At 47.4% G+C, this 17,465-nt stretch carries 15 protein-coding genes; 5 read left to right on the top strand and 10 right to left on the bottom strand.

Annotated elements, in window-relative coordinates:
* Positions 1-60: 60 nt before the first annotated feature.
* Both AC0YNS_RS04795 and AC0YNS_RS04790 read right to left on the bottom strand, forming a co-directional pair.
* The gene (locus AC0YNS_RS04795; RefSeq protein WP_475779866.1) at positions 61-1,536 is read right to left on the bottom strand and encodes a protein adenylyltransferase SelO; all 1,476 of its coding nucleotides are present in this window, start codon (positions 1,534-1,536) and stop codon (positions 61-63) included.
* A 55-nt stretch (positions 1,537-1,591) separates the two neighbouring features.
* Positions 1,592-2,779 (bottom strand): MalY/PatB family protein, encoded by a 1,188-nt coding sequence (locus AC0YNS_RS04790; RefSeq protein WP_475779865.1) that lies wholly within the window; start codon positions 2,777-2,779, stop codon positions 1,592-1,594.
* A 182-nt stretch (positions 2,780-2,961) separates the two neighbouring features.
* On the opposite strand from AC0YNS_RS04790, the gene AC0YNS_RS04785 reads away from it, so the two are divergent.
* The 3 genes from AC0YNS_RS04785 (at position 2,962) to AC0YNS_RS04775 (ending at position 6,093) form a co-directional block, all read left to right on the top strand.
* Positions 2,962-3,849 (top strand): ABC transporter permease subunit, encoded by an 888-nt coding sequence (locus tag AC0YNS_RS04785; RefSeq protein ID WP_475779864.1) that lies wholly within the window; start codon positions 2,962-2,964, stop codon positions 3,847-3,849.
* The gene (locus AC0YNS_RS04780; protein WP_475779863.1) at positions 3,846-4,766 is read left to right on the top strand and encodes an ABC transporter permease; all 921 of its coding nucleotides are present in this window, start codon (positions 3,846-3,848) and stop codon (positions 4,764-4,766) included. Before AC0YNS_RS04785 ends, AC0YNS_RS04780 begins: the two co-directional genes overlap by 4 nt.
* Before the next feature lie 142 nt (positions 4,767-4,908).
* Positions 4,909-6,093: an MFS transporter gene (locus AC0YNS_RS04775; protein WP_475779862.1), complete on the top strand. Its 1,185-nt coding sequence runs from the start codon at positions 4,909-4,911 to the stop codon at positions 6,091-6,093.
* Here AC0YNS_RS04775 and AC0YNS_RS04770 read toward each other — a convergent pair.
* The 4 genes from AC0YNS_RS04770 to AC0YNS_RS04755 form a co-directional block, all read right to left on the bottom strand.
* The gene (locus tag AC0YNS_RS04770) at positions 6,090-6,518 is read right to left on the bottom strand and encodes a GNAT family N-acetyltransferase (RefSeq protein ID WP_475779861.1); all 429 of its coding nucleotides are present in this window, start codon (positions 6,516-6,518) and stop codon (positions 6,090-6,092) included. The two genes, AC0YNS_RS04775 and AC0YNS_RS04770, sit on opposite strands and share 4 nt — an antisense overlap.
* Before the next feature lie 23 nt (positions 6,519-6,541).
* Positions 6,542-8,242: a diguanylate cyclase gene (locus tag AC0YNS_RS04765; RefSeq protein WP_475779860.1), complete on the bottom strand. Its 1,701-nt coding sequence runs from the start codon at positions 8,240-8,242 to the stop codon at positions 6,542-6,544.
* A 100-nt stretch (positions 8,243-8,342) separates the two neighbouring features.
* The gene (locus tag AC0YNS_RS04760) at positions 8,343-9,050 is read right to left on the bottom strand and encodes an aspartate/glutamate racemase family protein (RefSeq protein WP_475779859.1); all 708 of its coding nucleotides are present in this window, start codon (positions 9,048-9,050) and stop codon (positions 8,343-8,345) included.
* A 428-nt stretch (positions 9,051-9,478) separates the two neighbouring features.
* Entirely contained in the window at positions 9,479-10,210 is a 732-nt protein-coding gene (locus tag AC0YNS_RS04755) for a YheC/YheD family protein (RefSeq protein ID WP_475779858.1), read from the bottom strand.
* A 616-nt stretch (positions 10,211-10,826) separates the two neighbouring features.
* On the opposite strand from AC0YNS_RS04755, the gene AC0YNS_RS04750 reads away from it, so the two are divergent.
* Positions 10,827-12,689, top strand: a complete 1,863-nt coding sequence (locus AC0YNS_RS04750; protein ID WP_475779857.1) for a metallophosphoesterase — start codon at positions 10,827-10,829, stop codon at positions 12,687-12,689.
* Positions 12,690-12,896: 207 nt separating this feature from the next.
* Here the strand turns inward: AC0YNS_RS04750 and AC0YNS_RS04745 are convergent, their stop codons facing one another.
* Together AC0YNS_RS04745 and AC0YNS_RS04740 are read right to left on the bottom strand one after the other, a co-directional pair.
* Complete coding sequence (locus AC0YNS_RS04745) at positions 12,897-14,000, bottom strand: ADP-ribosylglycohydrolase family protein (RefSeq protein WP_475779856.1); 1,104 nt, start codon at positions 13,998-14,000, stop codon at positions 12,897-12,899.
* A gap of 47 nt (positions 14,001-14,047) precedes the next feature.
* A complete protein-coding gene (locus tag AC0YNS_RS04740; protein ID WP_475779855.1) occupies positions 14,048-15,115 on the bottom strand; it encodes an ADP-ribosylglycohydrolase family protein in 1,068 nt (355 codons plus the stop codon).
* A 251-nt stretch (positions 15,116-15,366) separates the two neighbouring features.
* Here AC0YNS_RS04740 and AC0YNS_RS04735 point away from each other — a divergent pair, with 251 nt between their 5' ends.
* A complete protein-coding gene (locus AC0YNS_RS04735) occupies positions 15,367-16,308 on the top strand; it encodes a nucleoside hydrolase (protein WP_475779854.1) in 942 nt (313 codons plus the stop codon).
* 86 nt (positions 16,309-16,394) lie between these two features.
* On the opposite strand, the gene AC0YNS_RS04730 is transcribed toward AC0YNS_RS04735, so the two are convergent.
* On the bottom strand, positions 16,395-16,958 hold the full coding sequence (locus tag AC0YNS_RS04730; RefSeq protein WP_475779853.1) for a helix-turn-helix transcriptional regulator: 564 nt from the start codon (positions 16,956-16,958) through the stop codon (positions 16,395-16,397).
* An 18-nt stretch (positions 16,959-16,976) separates the two neighbouring features.
* Positions 16,977-17,441 carry a ribose 5-phosphate isomerase B gene (gene rpiB / locus AC0YNS_RS04725; RefSeq protein ID WP_475779852.1) on the bottom strand — a complete coding sequence of 155 codons (465 nt, stop codon included), beginning with the start codon at positions 17,439-17,441 and terminating at the stop codon, positions 16,977-16,979.
* Between the last annotated feature and the right edge of the window lie 24 nt (positions 17,442-17,465).

The following is a 17,465-nucleotide window of genomic DNA, read 5'->3' as shown; positions in this document are numbered from 1 at the left end:
ACAGCGAACCTCAGGGGTCCGCTGTTTGTTCCATTTCGGTGTTCTCGGCCTCTTCGACGGTTAAGTCCCGCAATAAGTGCGGTAAGGTTGCGAGGATAACGCAGGCACTGCGCAATAATCAGCATGCTCGGCTATTTGCTCGAACGGGTGATTAATTGCTTCCAGCAATCGCTCCAGGACATTGTAATCGCCTTGATTCACGGCAGCATCCAGCGCCTCCTCGACTCGGTGGTTACGGGGTATAATGACCGGATTCCTGCTCCGCATCACCTGCTTCGATTCATCCTTGGTTATGGATTGCCGTCCCAGTCTAGTTTGCCATTTCTCAAGCCACTCTGTAAATCCCGTAGTTTCATACATCGCGATCTCATCCGGCTTGTCGTCCGTTAAAGCACGGAACGTGTTCGTATAATCGGCATGATGCATATGCATCATGGTCAATAACTCTTCAATAAGTGCCTCATCCTCCGGCTCTTCGTTGACGATCCCGAGCTTCGCTCTCATCCCCGATAGCCAATGCGAGTGAAATAACGGTGCGAATTCCGCAATTGCATCTTCTGCCAAATTAACGGCTTCTGATTCCGTCTCATGAAGGAGTGGCAATAGTGTTTCCGCGAAACGAGCCAGATTCCATGCCGCAATCTTCGGCTGATTCCCATAGGCATAACGTCCCTGTGAATCGATCGAGCTGAATACCGTCGACGGGTCGTACGCATCCATGAATGCACAAGGGCCATAATCGATGGTTTCTCCGCTTAATGCCATGTTGTCCGTGTTCATGACGCCGTGAATGAAGCCTACGAGCTGCCACTTCGCTATTAGGTCAGCCTGCTTCGAAATAACGGCTTTCAGCAGAGCGAGATAGCGGTTATCGGCGTCGGCGGCTTCCGGGTAATGACGCTCGAGCGTATAATCCGCAAGCGTGCATAAATCATCAAGCGTGCACCAATTCGCTCCATATTGGAACGTACCTACACGAATATGACTCGCAGCCACGCGGGTTAGAACAGCCCCTGGCAGCTCCGTTTCGCGGTAAACGGGCTCTCCGGTTGTTACGACAGCAAGGCTGCGCGTAGTTGGAATACCGAGCGCATGCATCGCTTCACTAATGATATATTCGCGCAGCATCGGACCAAGAGCCGCCCGTCCATCCCCTCGGCGGGAATACGGCGTTCTGCCCGGTCCTTTCAATTGAATATCGACACGATCGCCCGAAGGGGTGATTTGTTCGCCGAGCAGAATAGCCCGCCCGTCACCGAGCATCGTGAAATGCCCGAACTGATGACCGGCATAGGCTTGCGCCAGCGGCATTGCGCCTTTCGGAATCTCGTTGCCGCCAAATACGGCGATACTGTCAGCTGTTTGCAGCGCTTCAACATTCAGTCCAAGCGAGGCCGCCAGCCGCTTATTCAGAATAAACAACTCCGGATCATGTACATGGGTTGGACTATGCCGCTTAAAGAAAGACTCCGGCAAATTAGCATAGCTATTGTCAAAGTTCCATCCCGCTTGCGGTGTTGCTGTAGGTTCAGTCATCTTATTTCCTCCATCTTAAGTTCGCCATCGAACCAACGATACTTATCTTCTATAATTACTTACCCTTAATTGTACGCAAAGATCGGATAGCACCTGCAATCTGTTCCAGCGCTTGCTCAAGCACGGCTCTCGGACAAGCGATATTCATCCTCATGAACCCTTCGCCTTCGAGTCCGAACTGGGACCCTGAACTAAGAACAACACCTGCTTCTTCCGAAAACAGTTCATCCAGTTCCTTAACCGATAAGTGAAGTGCGCGACAATCGAGCCAGACCAGATAGGTGCCTTCTGATTCATTCACGCGAATCTCCGGAAGATGCTCTTCTGCATATCGAGCCAGAAACCGCGCATTGCCTTGCAAGTAATGAAGCAATTGATTCAGCCATTCTTCACCATACCGATAAGCGCTCTCTAATGCAACCAAGCCCAACGTATTAGGTGACGAGATGCCCCGGGCATTCAGCTCTTGATTGAACTTCTCCCGCAGCGCCGGGTTCGGAATAATAACGCTTGAGGCATGAAAGCTCAGTATATTGAATGTTTTGCTCGGCGATATACAGGTGAACGAATGATTCGCGAACGCCTCCGATAACGAAGCATAAGGAATATGCGGATGTCCGCCGTAAACCAAATCGCAATGAATCTCATCCGATACAACAAGAATATGATTCTTCCTACAAATATTCCCCAAACGAACCAATTCCTCTCGCTCCCATACCCGACCTACCGGATTGTGCGGGCTGCAGAGAATGAGCATCTTCACATGGCTGTCTATTTTCGCTTCCAAGTCTTCATAATCCATTTCATACCGTCCATTATGAAACTTCAACGGATTATAGACTATTTCGCGACCTTGCGCCTCAACCATTCGGGCAAAATTGTAAACCGGAGATTGCACGACAATCTTATCTCCCGCTTCAGTAAAGGTGCTCATAATCAACGATAGAGCTGCAATCACATCCGGACTATGCGCAATCCACTCTTCGGCCACTGTCCACCGATGCCTGTTCTTCAGCCACGAAACAATCGACTCCAGATAAGATTCCGAACGGAACGAATAGCCGAATACCCCATGTTCCACCCGCTCCTTAAGCGCAGCAATCACTTCAGGCGGTGAAGCGAAATCCATATCCGCCACCCACATCGGAATGATTTCTTGGTGTTCGGAAGTCCTTTTGACCGCATCCCACTTTAAGCTGGATTTGTTCCTGCGCGCAATGACCTGATCGAAATCGTAATTCATCAGTTCCCCTCCAATCGAATCACGGGTGTCTTCACCTAAAATTAACAATCATATGTAAACATTTACGCATCAAGGCGTTGAGATTTGTCGCATTTCGTCAAGTCTTGTAATTATTGCACAAGCCGCTATACTTTATAAAATGATCCCAACTGGAAATCTATTAGAAAGGAAGCGATCACTGTATGTCAAAAACAATCCAACTATCGTTAGTTATTCCCGGAATCTTGCTGTTCGTTCTTCTCTTCGCCATGTTCCCTGCCGTGCTTGTGCCAGACCGCTTGGACAGTTCGCTTCAATTCCACTGGGCGAAAGGTTTCTCCAGCATTCACAGCTACGTTGACGGCCTTTGGAGCGGAAACTCCTTCCAATACTTGTCCGGCAAAACCGAATTATCGTTCTGGGAACAGATCGGCAGCAGCTTCTCCGTTACCTTCACGTACATGATTATCGGGGCTGTTGTCGGCATGACGCTCGGCATCATTCTTGGCGTTTATTTTGCAGTCTCGCGTGTCGTTTGGCTGAAACGCATCTTGGAGTTAACGAGTGTATTTCCGGATTTCGTCATCGTGCTCCTGCTTCAATTTCTTATCGTGTTTATCGCTTCTGAAACCGGACTGGTCATCTTCCAAGTGGCAAGCTTCTCGACCGATGATCCGGCGATTGCACTACCCTTGATTTCTACGATCATTATACCAGCCATTTATATGATTCGAAATGTCGCATTGCATATGAGCCACACGCTGACCGAAGATTATATTAATTTTGCAAAGGCACGCGGACTTGGGAAAACCTACATTGTATTCTATCATGCCCTTCCGAATGTACTTCCTTTCGTCAAAGCTGATTTGCACAAGTTCATGGGCATCTTATTCGGCAATCTATTCATCTTCGAATATTTATACAATCTAAATGGCGTTACGCTGCTTGTTTTCTCTAACGCGTTTGCATATGGAGGCTACCAATACAGTCTTGTCGTGAACGGAATAATCACGCTTCTGCTGCTGTATGCCATCATCTATGCGCTGCTCAAGGTAGTCGTATTCGGATGGGAGAAGGTGTTTGTACGATGAATAAAACATTACTGGCCGGCCTGCTCATCACCTTGATGATGATCGCTGCCTCGCTGTTCGGACAATATTTCGCGCCTCATGATCTTAATGATCATTTCGAAACCGATTATGTCGTCGATGCCGATGGAAACAGCACGCTCTATGTGCCTCCTGCTGCGCCAAACGATAATTTTCTCTTCGGAACCGATAAAGACGGCTACGATATGATGGCGAAACTGCTTGCGGGCTCCAAATATACGATCTTCATTTCACTCGCAGTGGCGATAGCTCGTGTGTTCCTTGGCGGATTGATTGGACTGTTCCTTGGCTATATGGGAAAAGAGAAGGAGCCTGACACCAAATCGTTTCCGATCTGGAATGTATTGAACGGGATTCCGATCTTCATCATCGTTTGGATGATCATGATCGGCATTACCATGAATCCGGCGACCTCTCCCTTCTATATGTCGTTAATCATTGCCGTCGTCTTAACCGTTGTTGGGATCCCATCAGTAGCTTCAACCATGAAAGAAAAAACAATGATCGTGAAAGAACGCCAATTCGTGCTGTCGGCCAAGTCAATCGGCGCAAGTCACGCGACTATAATCCGCACTCACATCTTCCCTCACATGAAGGAAAGCTTCGTCATCTTGTTCGTACAAGAAGTTGTGCTTATATTGGGACTGTTCGGGCAGTTGGCTATCTTCAATATATTCGTTGGAGGTACGACCCAGTATTTCGATCCTATTCAATTTGTGAGCCGCACGAATGAATGGAGCGGCCTAATCGGTCAAGCCCGAAATAATCTATTTATTTACCAATGGATTCTGTTCATTCCGCTTGCCCTCTACATCATCTATATACTTGGCTTCCATCTCATCTCCGTCGGTCTGGAGAAGCTGTATCGCAAGAAATTCGCAAAGTTCTCGCATATCTAATCGAAATAAACCAAGGCTGCCATTCCGGCAGCCTTGGTTTTCGTTATCGTCCGGCAGAGTTCGCTTGCAGGAATCGACCGCCCAACGAGGAACTACTACAAGTGCGATACCACTTAAAGCCGTTAACAAAGGAAGGTACACCATGCCGATCAATCTTACTTATTTCGTCTTCTTCTATGTATTCTTCTACATGGCCAATGCCGTGTATGGTACATTTATTCCACTTTACTTCCAGCACATCGGATTTACGCAATCCCAGATTGGTACCTTGCTGGGGCTTGGTCCGCTAGTCGCCATCCTCGCACAGCCCGTCTGGGGGCTGGTCAGCGACCGCGCCAGGACGAAGAACAGCATTCTGCTATTTCTCATCGTAGGTACCGGTCTTACCGTATTGCTCTATCCGTTATCCAATCACTTTGTATTTTTGCTTGTATTTATCTGTATCTTTACGTTCTTTCAATCCCCGATATTTGCGTTAACCGACGCGGTTACATTAGAAACACTGGATAAGCGTGGTAAAGGGAATTTCAGCCTCATTCGCATGGGCGGGACGTTCGGCTTTGCAGTCATGTCGATTGTATTTGGACTCATCGCTCAGAAACGAATTGACTGGCTGTTTGGCGTCTATGCGATTATCCTTGCCTGTTGCTTCTTACTCGCACTGCGCTTCCCGAAGATTGAAGGCCATCAAGCCAGAAATCGCAAAGTTCCGGTCTGGGTGTTATTCCGTAATCGGAAATTAATGCTGTACTTAAGTGCTAACTTTGTTTTTCAAATTACACTCGGCTATTATTATGCGTTCTTCCCGCTGTATTTCAAGGAAATGGGCGGCGACAGCGCCTGGCTTGGATGGTCGATGGTCATCTCTTCCTTAAGCGAAGTGCCATTCCTGTTAATGTCTAAACAAATCTTCCGGCGTATTCAAACCTCGCACATATTGCTTGGGGCAGGCGTAGCAGCCGCGCTTCGGTGGTATCTGTTCTCGACCATTCACGACCCTGTCTGGCTGCTGCCGACTCAAGCGCTTCACGGATTGATCTTCATCGTATTATCCGTCACCATGGCGAATGTCATCAATAAAGAAGTGCCGAATGAGCTCAAAGCGAGCGGTCAAACCTTGAACGGACTATTAACGCTAGGCGTTGCCCGTATTATCGGAAGCTTGGCCGGCGGAATCGCGAGCGAAGCGGTTGGCATGCGTAAGATGTTTCTATACAACTTTATGCTTACCTTCGTATGTATCGTTATTTTCTCGATCGTGTTCTGGGTTCAACGAAACCATGAAACAACGAAAGTCATGGGCAGCGGTACGATTTACAAAGACTAGCTCAATACGCCATTATGAATGACGCCGAACATTCCGGTCATCCCGTCATGGTTCTGAAATCCGTATTTGGTATAGAACGATTCTTTGCCTTGTGCAGCAAACAAACCGACAAACGCTTTCTCAGGTGCATGGTCCTCCAGAAATTGTTTGATCGTTTCCATAATCATCTTCCCGATTCCTTGGTTCTGGTAACCAGGCAGCACTACAATATCTTGAATATAGAAATAAATGCGGCCATCTCCGACCACTCTTCCCATACCAATAGGTTTGCCCTGATCCTCTATGACAACGCCGAATAAGGAACGGCTTAATGATTTTTCCGCTACATCGAAGTTCATGTAGTCGTTCCAACCTACTCCCTGGCATAGATGCTTGAATTCAGCCAGTGTCGGCACTCTTCTTAATACGGTAATTGCTGTGTTCATTCTGTTATCCTCCGAATAATCTTTTATCGCAGCTGTAACAAGGATAGGACCTTCTTCTTCAATTCAGGGAATGTAAATGGCTTCGTAATGTAGCCATCAGCGCCTAATGTTATGGCTGTCTTTATATTATGATGGCTCTCGTTGCCGGAAACCATCAAAAATTTCGTTCGCTTCGATACATTCCCCTCTTGATTCACTCGTCTAAGCATCGCCAAACCATCGAGGTTCGGCATGTTGAAATCCAATATACATAAATCAATATCTTCTTTAGTCAACAACTCATAGGCTTCGAGTCCATTTGTGGCTTCCAACACTTGCTCGGAGCAGCCCTTCACCAATTCCACGATCATTCGTCTTAGTACGCGATCATCTTCCACGACCAGGATCTTCTTCGCGACTGTTTTCCGGAGGGACGATTTAACGACGCGGTTTCTTCCTGTGCGCTTCGCTTTATAGAGAGCAAAGTCAGCATGGCGGGTCCAGACGGTGATGCTGCTCTGCGGTCTCCACTGTACAACACCTGCAGAGAAGGTAATAAAGGTATTCCTCGTATTATCGACAAAGATCGGATTCTCGCGGACATGTGTAAGTACGGATTCTACTAGGGTTACAGCTTCTGTATCTCGCGTGCCGGGCATAAGGATCATAAATTCTTCGCCGCCCCACCTGGCAATCATATCTGATTTGCGGAGCTGGCTCGTCAGAATATTGCTAAAGCTCTGAAGCACCATATCACCGATTTGATGGCCGAAATTATCGTTAATCGCTTTGAAATAATCGATGTCCAGGATGATCATTGTAATTGGTGAAGGATAGCGATTGACCCGGGCGAGCTCGAGCTGAATTTGTTTGTCCATGTACCGCCGATTGAAGAGTCCTGTAAGCGGATCGTGAAAGGCCATGAAGTTATACTCTTGGTTGCGCTCAATCAATCTTCGAACGCGTGCACACAGTTCATCATAATGAAACGGTTTGACGACATAATCATCCGCTCCCATTTGAAAACAGCGTACCTTATCCCGAATATCATCACGGCCGGATAATACAATCATGGGAATCCAACGGATCATCATATCTTCTTTAAGAATTTCAAAGATTTCGTAGCCGCTCTTCGGATACATCATTAAGTCGAGCGTAATGAGCTGATAGTGATGGATTCGCAGCAGCGTAATCGCATCTTCTACGTTAGAAGCTTCATCGACCTGATACCCATCCAAGAAGAGTCTTCGAGCCAGATATCCGCGCAGAATATTATCATCCTCAATGATTAAGATGCGTTTACCCAGCTGCATTTCGCTGTCCATGTTTCGATTAGCTGCTTGGACGTTACTTGGCTTGATACCACTTGTACGGCTCTCTAATTCTTGTTCCAGTTCCGGGAGAAGTTTATCCAATGCACGTGCGCTTTCCTTGAACTGAAGCTGAAGAGAAACCCGCTGATCAGGCTCATTCGCTTCCTCTTGCGTCCATTCCCATTCGCTGATCATATGCGCGGCCATGCTGCCGATTCTGTCGAAACCTAATATTGGAGCGCTTCCTTTGATCGAATGAACGATTCGATAGATTTGTCTGGCTTGCTCGTAACAAATCATATCATCCGCAAGTTCGGACAGATTTCTCAAGACAAACAATCGTTCGCGCAGCTCAATTATGTATTGCTTCTGATTCTCGACTAATACTTCATCCGAACTGTTGTCTAGAAGCTCTGAGTTGGAATTTAGCACTCGAATGACACTCCTTTATTGAGAAAAGTATTAGAATTTTGTTTGGTTTGCTTACATGTGAAAAAGATGTATCATGACGATACATCTTCCTTCGCTCATTTCACAATTCATGCTTATTTAACTGGAGGATTTGCTCCAAATGGCCGGACAATGAAGCCAGTGCATTTCCAATCTCAGCATTCAGTAAGCTCTCGGCATATCTCGCGGCAGGTACCATGGAGAGTTGTGCAGCTATAATCTTGGCACCAGGTTGTTCCTTCGCGATGTTGAGGAGACCCGTAGAAACCTCGCAGATGTATTCTTTTGTTTTGCCCTGCATGATCAGCTCGAAGGTGTTTGAAATCAATCTGGATTCAGCCTGAATGTTTATTCCCTTACTCTCCGTATAATGCCGGAACTGACTCATAGTCCCCTCAATCGTATTCGGATTCGTAAAAACGAATACAACCGGCTTGTCCTGATTGGAGAGATCCCGGTATAACGGTTCATCGATCTTGATAATCGGGATTGGCAAACGCTTAAGCTCATCATGCATGATGGAAGTAAAATAGGTGCATGTAATTAATATCGCATCCACATGACAGTTGGAAATCCACTCAAGCGTTTCACTCACTTTCTTCTCAGCCAGCTGTTTGGTGAAATGAGCATCGTTCTTGATGCGATCCAGTCCGGGATCTACGAAGTGAACCAGCTCCACTGCATAAGGCTCAAGTGCCTTCTCGATATGAGCGATATTGGAATAGTGTGCATGAAAACATCCGATTTTTTTCAGTGTCTTATCCTCCTGCCATGGTGACTTTCTATTCATTACCGAAAGCTAGCATTTCTTCTTTTTTCTCAAAACAAAGTTTTATCGTCCGTCCGTTCGAACGCGTTCTATGTAACACATTTTGCGGGACGGTGAAGACTTCCCCTTGCTGCTCTTAAGACATGATCGTTGACTTCGCCGACAATAAAGTTGGTATATTCACTCATGTTTTTGGTAGCTTCGAATAGATTGATCTTCTCCATTTGACCAAGCTTCATTATGAATCTCACCTTATCTGATGAAATGGTACTTAATCTGTTATGTGTGAAGTTTATATAAGTATATTGGTATTGCGTTATTCTTTCCAACACATCTTATGATAAGAACAAAGTATTAAAAATGTTTTGGATTACATGTTTGATTTTTGTTTGTTTTGGGTAATTGTGAGGCAACAAAAGCCGCGTTGCCGCGGCTTCTGAATACAGCGATTATCTGGCATTCGTTCTGATCAGCTTCATAATACTTCGATAGATTTGCGGATTCGGATGTTTTCTGAAAATATGAGGATCCGGAGAAGTATTTACTTCAAGCACCCACGGATTGAGTGATTGATCTAGGGCAACATCCAGTCCAATCATACGAACACCAGGAAATGAACGGCCCATCGCCTGCCCAGCTACTACGCCTAGCTTCGACAGCAGTTCGAGCTTAGATTGCACCTTCTCGGTATGAGAATGGAGTAGTTTCTCAGCCGTGAGAATTTGACCGCCGCTGTGATAATTGGTGACAATCTTGTGTTTGGCTGCAACTCTGCCGATAATCCCCGTAGTAATCCATTGCCTCCTTGGTGTGTATTGCGCCATAACGCGAATATCGAATCTTCTTCCATTATGCTTTAATAGATGGATTCCCTTCTGAACAAGATATCGCCCTCTTTGTTTCGCTGCTGTGATGCCTCTATATAAGGAGTCAAACTCCTTGTAGGTTCTGATCGTGTTGCCGAGCTGACAGCGATAACCCTGCTCCACCATCTCTACGCGCATAACGCCATTACCGTGCATGCCAAACTCAGGTTTCACGTATACCATGCGATACTTTAGCAATTGTCTTCTAAGCGATAGCTTAGTCATTCTCGAGGTCTCTGGCACGTACTGAGCGAGAAAAGGTTGTTTGCGTATAGCAACTGTCTTCGTCCATTTGCTTCCTACATATCGCGACATATTCATCCCCTTAGGTTGTAGAATTAATGTATTACACCGTATTCATTATTGATGGGGAAGGCTTGGGTGTTTCTACAGTCAGGCTGCCTCCATTAATCTAGGTTAGCTAGTCTTATACTGCCTCTTACACGTATTCTTTCTCTTAATCTATCACCATTTCACGCTGATTCTCATCTAATAGAGTAACGCTAGAAGAGAAGTAGGTGAATATTATGGCTCGTATAAAAGCTACTCAACAGCCTGACTTAATTCTTATTAGTTGGTCGAGAAACCCGTTGGTAAGCGGATCCCCACGTAGAATTCTCGCTTCTCGTGTAATTGGCTCTGCCTATCCCTGCCGTGCTAATCTGCAGGAAGGTGCGTTGCTAATAAATGCCTTAAACTGCTTATTGGACAACGACATCGGCTTCAAAATCGTGTTTCGCAAAAGCACATCGAGTATCAGTGGTTATTTAGTATTGCAACGCTTCAGCTAATGATCGAACAAGCCTGCCCGTACATTCGGCAGGCTTGTTTGTTGTGGGGGAAGAGTATCCGCTGCGGACGCAATTCGACGTGATTTGCAGCAGAATTATGGAATAATATATCTACTTAGGCATGCTGAAAGGAGAAGCATATGGGAAAGAGCAAGGTTCAGCAGCTGGCAGAGAAAATGATTGCGGATCCCAATACACGACCTAGAATGGTCGAATGGTTTAATCCGAAACAATTAGTCGTTACAGGTATGAAGACGGTCCTCTCGACCATCTTCGGGCTCTATTCAGACTTTCGATTAATTGAGGCATTCAACCAGAAGGAAGAACAACTGAACGATTACTCCAAGCAATTCGTACACGATGAATCCGGGAACTATAAGGTGGATCAGGATGGCTTCTACTTGACGGATGCGGACCTTCCACGTGATGAAATATGGATTGATTACATCAGTGACCTCGGCGATGGGTTTGATTCCACTTATTCCATTGCGTATCATGCCACACGTCCGGAATTGCTGCTGGTTGATCCTGAAACAAGGAAGACCGTTGCGACCAAACGCGGAGATGTCCTTATATTTGGCGGTGACCAAGTTTACCCTACTGCAAACCGAGATGAGTATATGAACAGGCTGATTACACCTTATTATCTCGCTCAAGGATATACGGCTGACCCGCATCCGCAAGTTTTCGCCGTACCCGGTAACCATGACTGGTATGACGGCTTAATTTCATTCTCACGTATATTTACTTCGCGCAAATGGTTCAATGGCTGGCACGCACCGCAGCAGAAGAGTTACTTTGCCTTGAAGCTTCCTCATGGCTGGTGGCTTCTTGGCACCGATGTTCAGCTGAATTCGGACATCGACGGCCAGCAGGTGCGCTATTTCGAGCATATCGCTGCGCAAATGCAAGCCGGTGATCGCGTTATTCTGTGCAATGCTGAGCCTTACTGGGTTTCCGCGCATAAATATGGGAAGTTCGATCCGATTTACAACGAGAACAATCTAACCTTCCTGGAAAATATGCTGAATAAGAACAAGGTCGACATTCAAATTTTCATCGCCGGCGATCTTCATCATTATCGCAGATTCGAGCATATCCCTGTCCAAGCCGACGGTTCAGCGGATCATAGCCGCAAAGTAGAGAAAATCACGGCCGGCGGTGGTGGCGCCTTCCTTCATCCTACGCACGATCTCAAAGATCAAGCCATCTATGCGCACAAGAACGAGGATGAGAAACCAATCGAATTTAAACGAAAAATGGACTTCCCGAATGTTGCCGCATCAAGACGACTGACCTGGGGCAATCTGCTGTTCGTTTGGAAAAACCAGATGTTCGGTGTCGTAACGGCTATTCTCTATCTGTTAGCGTGCAACTCCGTGCTATCCGTCACCACCGCACCCCCTGCAGCTGCGACCTATCTGGATCTCGTAACGTCTTCCTTCAACAAGATTGCTCATACACCCGGCGCGTTTATATGGATGTTCATCATAGTCGGCGGATTCTGGCTGTTTACGGATACGCATTCCCACACGTACAAATGGATCGCCGGCTGCCTGCATGGTTTATCCCATGTTGCAGCTGCATTCTTCATCGGCTGCGCGGCTGTCTATCTGGTCCGTACGGAATTCCATTTTCATTGGGGACTCGGTGCATGGGCATTGACCGGCCTATTAATCGCATATGGCGGATGGATCATCGGATCGGTCATCATGGGGCTGTATTTGCTCCTATCGCTGAATGGTTTCGGTCGTCACAGCGGCGAAGCTTTCTCTGCGATGCAAATCGACAACTGGAAGAACTTCATCCGTATCCATATTGATAAAGGCGGAAACTTAACCATCTTCCCCATCGGGATGGAACATGTCGTGAAGAAATGGAAAAGAGCTCCTCAGCAGGAGCATGGACCACTTCTAGAGCCTGATCTGCATCCAACTCATGCATCCAAAGCAGCACCCTTGTTAATTGAAGCGCCTATCATCATTCCTGCAGCAGAAGCTTAGTTCCTAGGCAACCTTTAGAGCATCAAAAAGAAGCTGGATCGCGATGATCTCAGCTTCTTGATACTGCGTATATACAGAGGCGATTAAAGCCAAATTGCAGGCAATACTTCACTCCAATGATTCAATTATCCGGTAAACATGTCTTCCATCTGACCGTATGAACGCAATAATTGCTAGTATGTCCGCTAAACATAAAACCTATACCTCTTATACGAGCATTTCTTCAACTAATTTATTAATTATGCTCAGCCGGCTTTGAAAAGCTTGATAGACGCCATCCGCTTGTTCGCGAATCGTCCGTTTTGAGCACGTATATTTGTTAATGCCGGCGGCATAATCCACTTGCTGAATGAGGTTATCCGGCAATGTTGCTGCACCGCTGATTGCACCTGCAAGTCCGCCAGCCAGCGCCGCAACGCTTACGCTGTCTCGGCCCATGTTAGCCCCGGCGATAATCGCATCATGCACATTGGCGTTTACCATTCTTACAATACAAATGGCTTTAGTCACGACTTCGTTGGCAAAGCTATTGCCGTATGGAACGCCGCAGCCGCGGTAGCTCTTATCGAAGGCTTCTCGTAATTCACGGAAATCACGGCATCCTTCTGTCAGCTTCAATCCGGATTCGAGTTCATCGACCACGTTATCTCTTAAGTAACCGTACTTGTAGCCATCAATCTTAGCACCTACATCGGAATAAACGCAGTTGGAGAATACATCTTGGATTACGCTGTCAATCGTTGCGCCTGGTTTCGTAGCGGAGGCAATCGCGGCAGCGGTTACGCCCGACCACTTCACGCCATAGCTTCTGGATGCTTGGTAAAGCTGACCGAGCTCGAATGCATCGCGGATCGCATTCTTTACATCACCTGCGTTGATCAACCCAACGGGCTGACAGTATCCGGCGAAGCTATTGAGTCCCGCATAATCGCAATATTTGCCGAGATCACGTGCCGGAATGCCGCTATTCGCAACCGCCAGCAAACTGACATCATAAGATTCCATGATCTTTGCAGCTGCTTCCATTGGCATATCGGACACCCAGATCGCACGAACGTCCTCGGCCGTTACCCGATCCTGTCGCTCTAAGATCGCCGTAATGAGCAGCTTCTGCCTCTCGATTCCGCTTCCGGTCGTTCCGGGTTCGCGGAACCAACCATCCTCATAGGGCTTCAGCTGATCAAGGACGCCGAACTCGGCTTCGCTATCCTGCCAAGTTAGCCCTTGTGCAGGCGCGCCGAGAGCTGCTCCAACTTGTGCCCCTGCGATACAACCGTAGAATTTATCTTGTAAGCTGACTACTTCACTCATCGTCGCTCGCTCCTCTTTGTTTAACTCATTCTCGTGATCACGACAACCTACAATGCACCCATCAGCTCGGTATAAGCCTTCAGCTTATGTAATCGCGAACGATAAGCTTGGTACAAGCCATCCGCGTGCTCTTTGATCGTGCGCTGGGAGTTGGTAACGACATGCAGTGTTGTTGCATAGTCCGTTTGTTTGATCCAGGACTCCGGAATCGTAGTCGTGCCGGTTAACGCACCGGATATACCGGCTGCAACCGCAGTCACACAGTCGGTATCGCGTCCCATATTAACAGCGGCAACCATCGCTTCTTTGACATTTCCTTGGGCCCTATTAAAGATACAGACCGCTTTGGTCACCACTTCATTCGCATAACTAACCTCGTAAGGAATGCCTCGAATGTTGTATGACTCATAGAGCGTCTTCCTAAATTCACGATAGTCCTCGATGTTCGCGGTCCGTTTGAGCTCACGTTCCAGTTCTCTTACCACCACATCCGGATCGCAGTGATCGAAGATCGCGCCAAGTACGCTGTCAACGGTAGCACCTGCTTTGGTGCCGGATGCGATAGCAACCGCTGTAACTGTCGCCCATTTCAGTCCGCGACCGTTCGTTGTTTGATAGAGCTGGCCGACTTCATTCACATCATGAATGGCATTAGGAATATCGCCGGCATTAATTAATCCGATGGGATGGCAAGAACGCGAGAAGCTGTTTAACCCTGCATAATCGCAATATTTGCCGATGTCCCTGGCTGGAATGCCGCTCTTGGCCATGGCTAGCAGTACGGCCTCGAAAGGCTCAGAGATCATTCCCGCCGATTCCGGCTTGATCCTCGAAATCCACATATTGCGGACATCCTCGGCCGTGACGCGGTCCTGCTTCTCCATGATCGCGGAGATCATCAGCTTCTGGCGCTCTACGCCATCCTCTGTCGTCCCTGCTTCGCGAACCCAGCCGTTATGGAAATGCTCGTAGGGCAGCAAATCTTCAAGAATGCCATACTGTGCGTCGATTCGATCGAAATCCCAGCCTTCTACCGGCGCGCCCATTGCGGAACCGATATGAACGCCGGCGATGCATCCGTAAAATTTGTCAAATAAAGAGACTTGCTCACTCATGGCTAATTCGCTCCCCAAAATTCATAATGTGCTCTACAACTAATTGGTAGTTCCATGGTTTTATTGTAATGAAGGGGGATGCCCGATTATATAAACAGTTCTCAACCGGCCACTCTCAATTATCGAACAAGATGTACAGAAATCTAACGTTCCGTCATTCGATATATGAACATTTCGAAATCCGAGTCGCTCCCCTATACTGAATTCGAAGCTTACAAACTACCGAACATGGAATGAAAGAGGTGCATCAAATGAGCAGTTGGGCAAACTATCAGCTCGATCACGCAGCGATGCTGCAGCGGCTGAACCATCCGACAGGCAAAGTGAAAATGATTCTGGACACGGATGCATTCAATGAAGTGGACGATCAATTTGCACTGGCATACACGCTGCTATCGCCGGATAAGATCGACCTACTGGCAGTCACTGCTGCTCCATTCTTCAATTGGAATTCAACGAGCCCAGGTGAAGGTATGGAGAAAAGCTATAACGAGATTTTCAACATCTACAAGCTGATGGACCTGCAGTCACCTCCCCCTGTTTATAGAGGATCTGCACAATTCATGAGCAGCCGCGAAGAACCGGTTCCAAGTGAGGCTGTAGATAAAATCATAGCATTGGCACTTGAAGCTGACCTGGATGACCCACTTTATGTCGTCGCTATAGGTGCCATTACGAACGTCGCTTCGGCTATCGTCAAATGCCCCGAAATCATCCGGAAAATCGTCGTAGTCTGGCTTGGACCAAACTCTTACTGGTGGCCTACGCAAGATATTTTCAATGTATCGCAAGACTATCACGCTTCGAGCATTATCTATGACAGCGGCGTTCCGCTAGTCGTGCTGCCATGTCACAGCGTCGCATCCCATCTGCTGACCTCTACCTACGAAATCGACGCTTGCTTGCGAGACCGCAACAAGCTAGGTACCTATTTCAGCGATCTGTTCCATGGTCGCTTCGAACGTTTCGGCCTCAATCGCCCTGGTTGGTCGAAGGTACTCTGGGATGTCTCGGCCATCGCATGGCTGTTGAATGAGGAATGGGTGCCCTCTGTCGTGCGAAGAACACCGATTCTGAATCCGAATTTCACGTATTCCACCGATGATGACAGACACTTCTACAAAGAAGCGATCGACATTGACCGAAGCCTCGTCTATATCGATATGTTTAACAAACTAGCAACACATAAGTAATTTCAAGCGGCACGGCTGATGCGAGCGAAACCGGCAAGTCTTCGTTGTCATTGCTCGGATCGGCCTTTGTCCGTTGCTTAACCGGTTCAACCTGAATGTGCGAGACAGCTTTCACGGAAGTGCCCGGGAGTAACTCCAACACTGCGCTTGAAAGCTCGTATGAAGCTATGCACATTGGTGTAGCCGACCTCGCTGCTGATTTCCCATACCGTCTGATGATCCATTGCAAGCAGATGCTTAGAGTGCTCGATTCTTTTCTGAGTCAGCAGATTGTAGAAGGTACTTCCCGTGTACTGCTTCAGCAGCCGATTTAGATAGGTCGAAGAACAGTGCATAATATCCGTAACCTGCTCTAAGCCAAAATCTTCATGGAAATGCTCATCAATATATGACAACGCCTCTTCCACCTTTCGCTGATTCCGATCCTTGCTGTACCAGTAGTTAAAGTCGGTGTGCTGCTTCGCTTCATGGAGCGCGCTCGATATCGACTGATGGATGAAATGATAAAGTTCCTCCAGCTCGACCCCGTAAGCTTGTTCCTGGGAAGATAGCTTACCTGCTTCTTGCAGCAGCTTGGGTTTCGTAATCTGAATATAAGGTGACTTCAATGCCGGAGCTGATGTAGGGGATAATTTCAGTACGCTTTGCATGAACAGACCTCCCGCAATTTATTCAGGTAGTTTAATCGCTGCTTCACGTTCAAGAATGGCTAATTTCTCAACTCTTCTGCGGAAATGTTCTTCCGTGCTGAAGGTCGCTGACACGTAGGAGGAAATCAAGTCTTTGACCAGCCACTCCCCAACGATTTGAGCGCCTACGCACATCACATTAACGTCATCATGCTCAACGCTTTGATGCGCGGAATGATAGTCATGACAGACAGCGGCTCGAATACCCGGAATCTTATTCGCGGCAATACTTGCGCCAACGCCTGTTCCGCATACCATGATTCCGCGTTCAGCTTCACCTTTAAGAACGGACTGGCAGACCAATCTTGCAATATCGGGAAAATCAACGGCGTCGGCGCTGTAACAGCCATGATCAATTACTTCACAGCCGATAGATGCCAGATGTGCGGAGACCGCGGACTTCAGATGGAATCCGGCATGATCGCAACCTAATGATAGTTTCATTTCGTATGCCTCCTGGGTTCACTC

It is taken from the genome of Paenibacillus sp. J22FR21, assembly GCF_056269135.1.
Note: the sequence above shows the minus strand (reverse complement) of the source record. Positions and strands in the feature narration are given on the sequence as shown.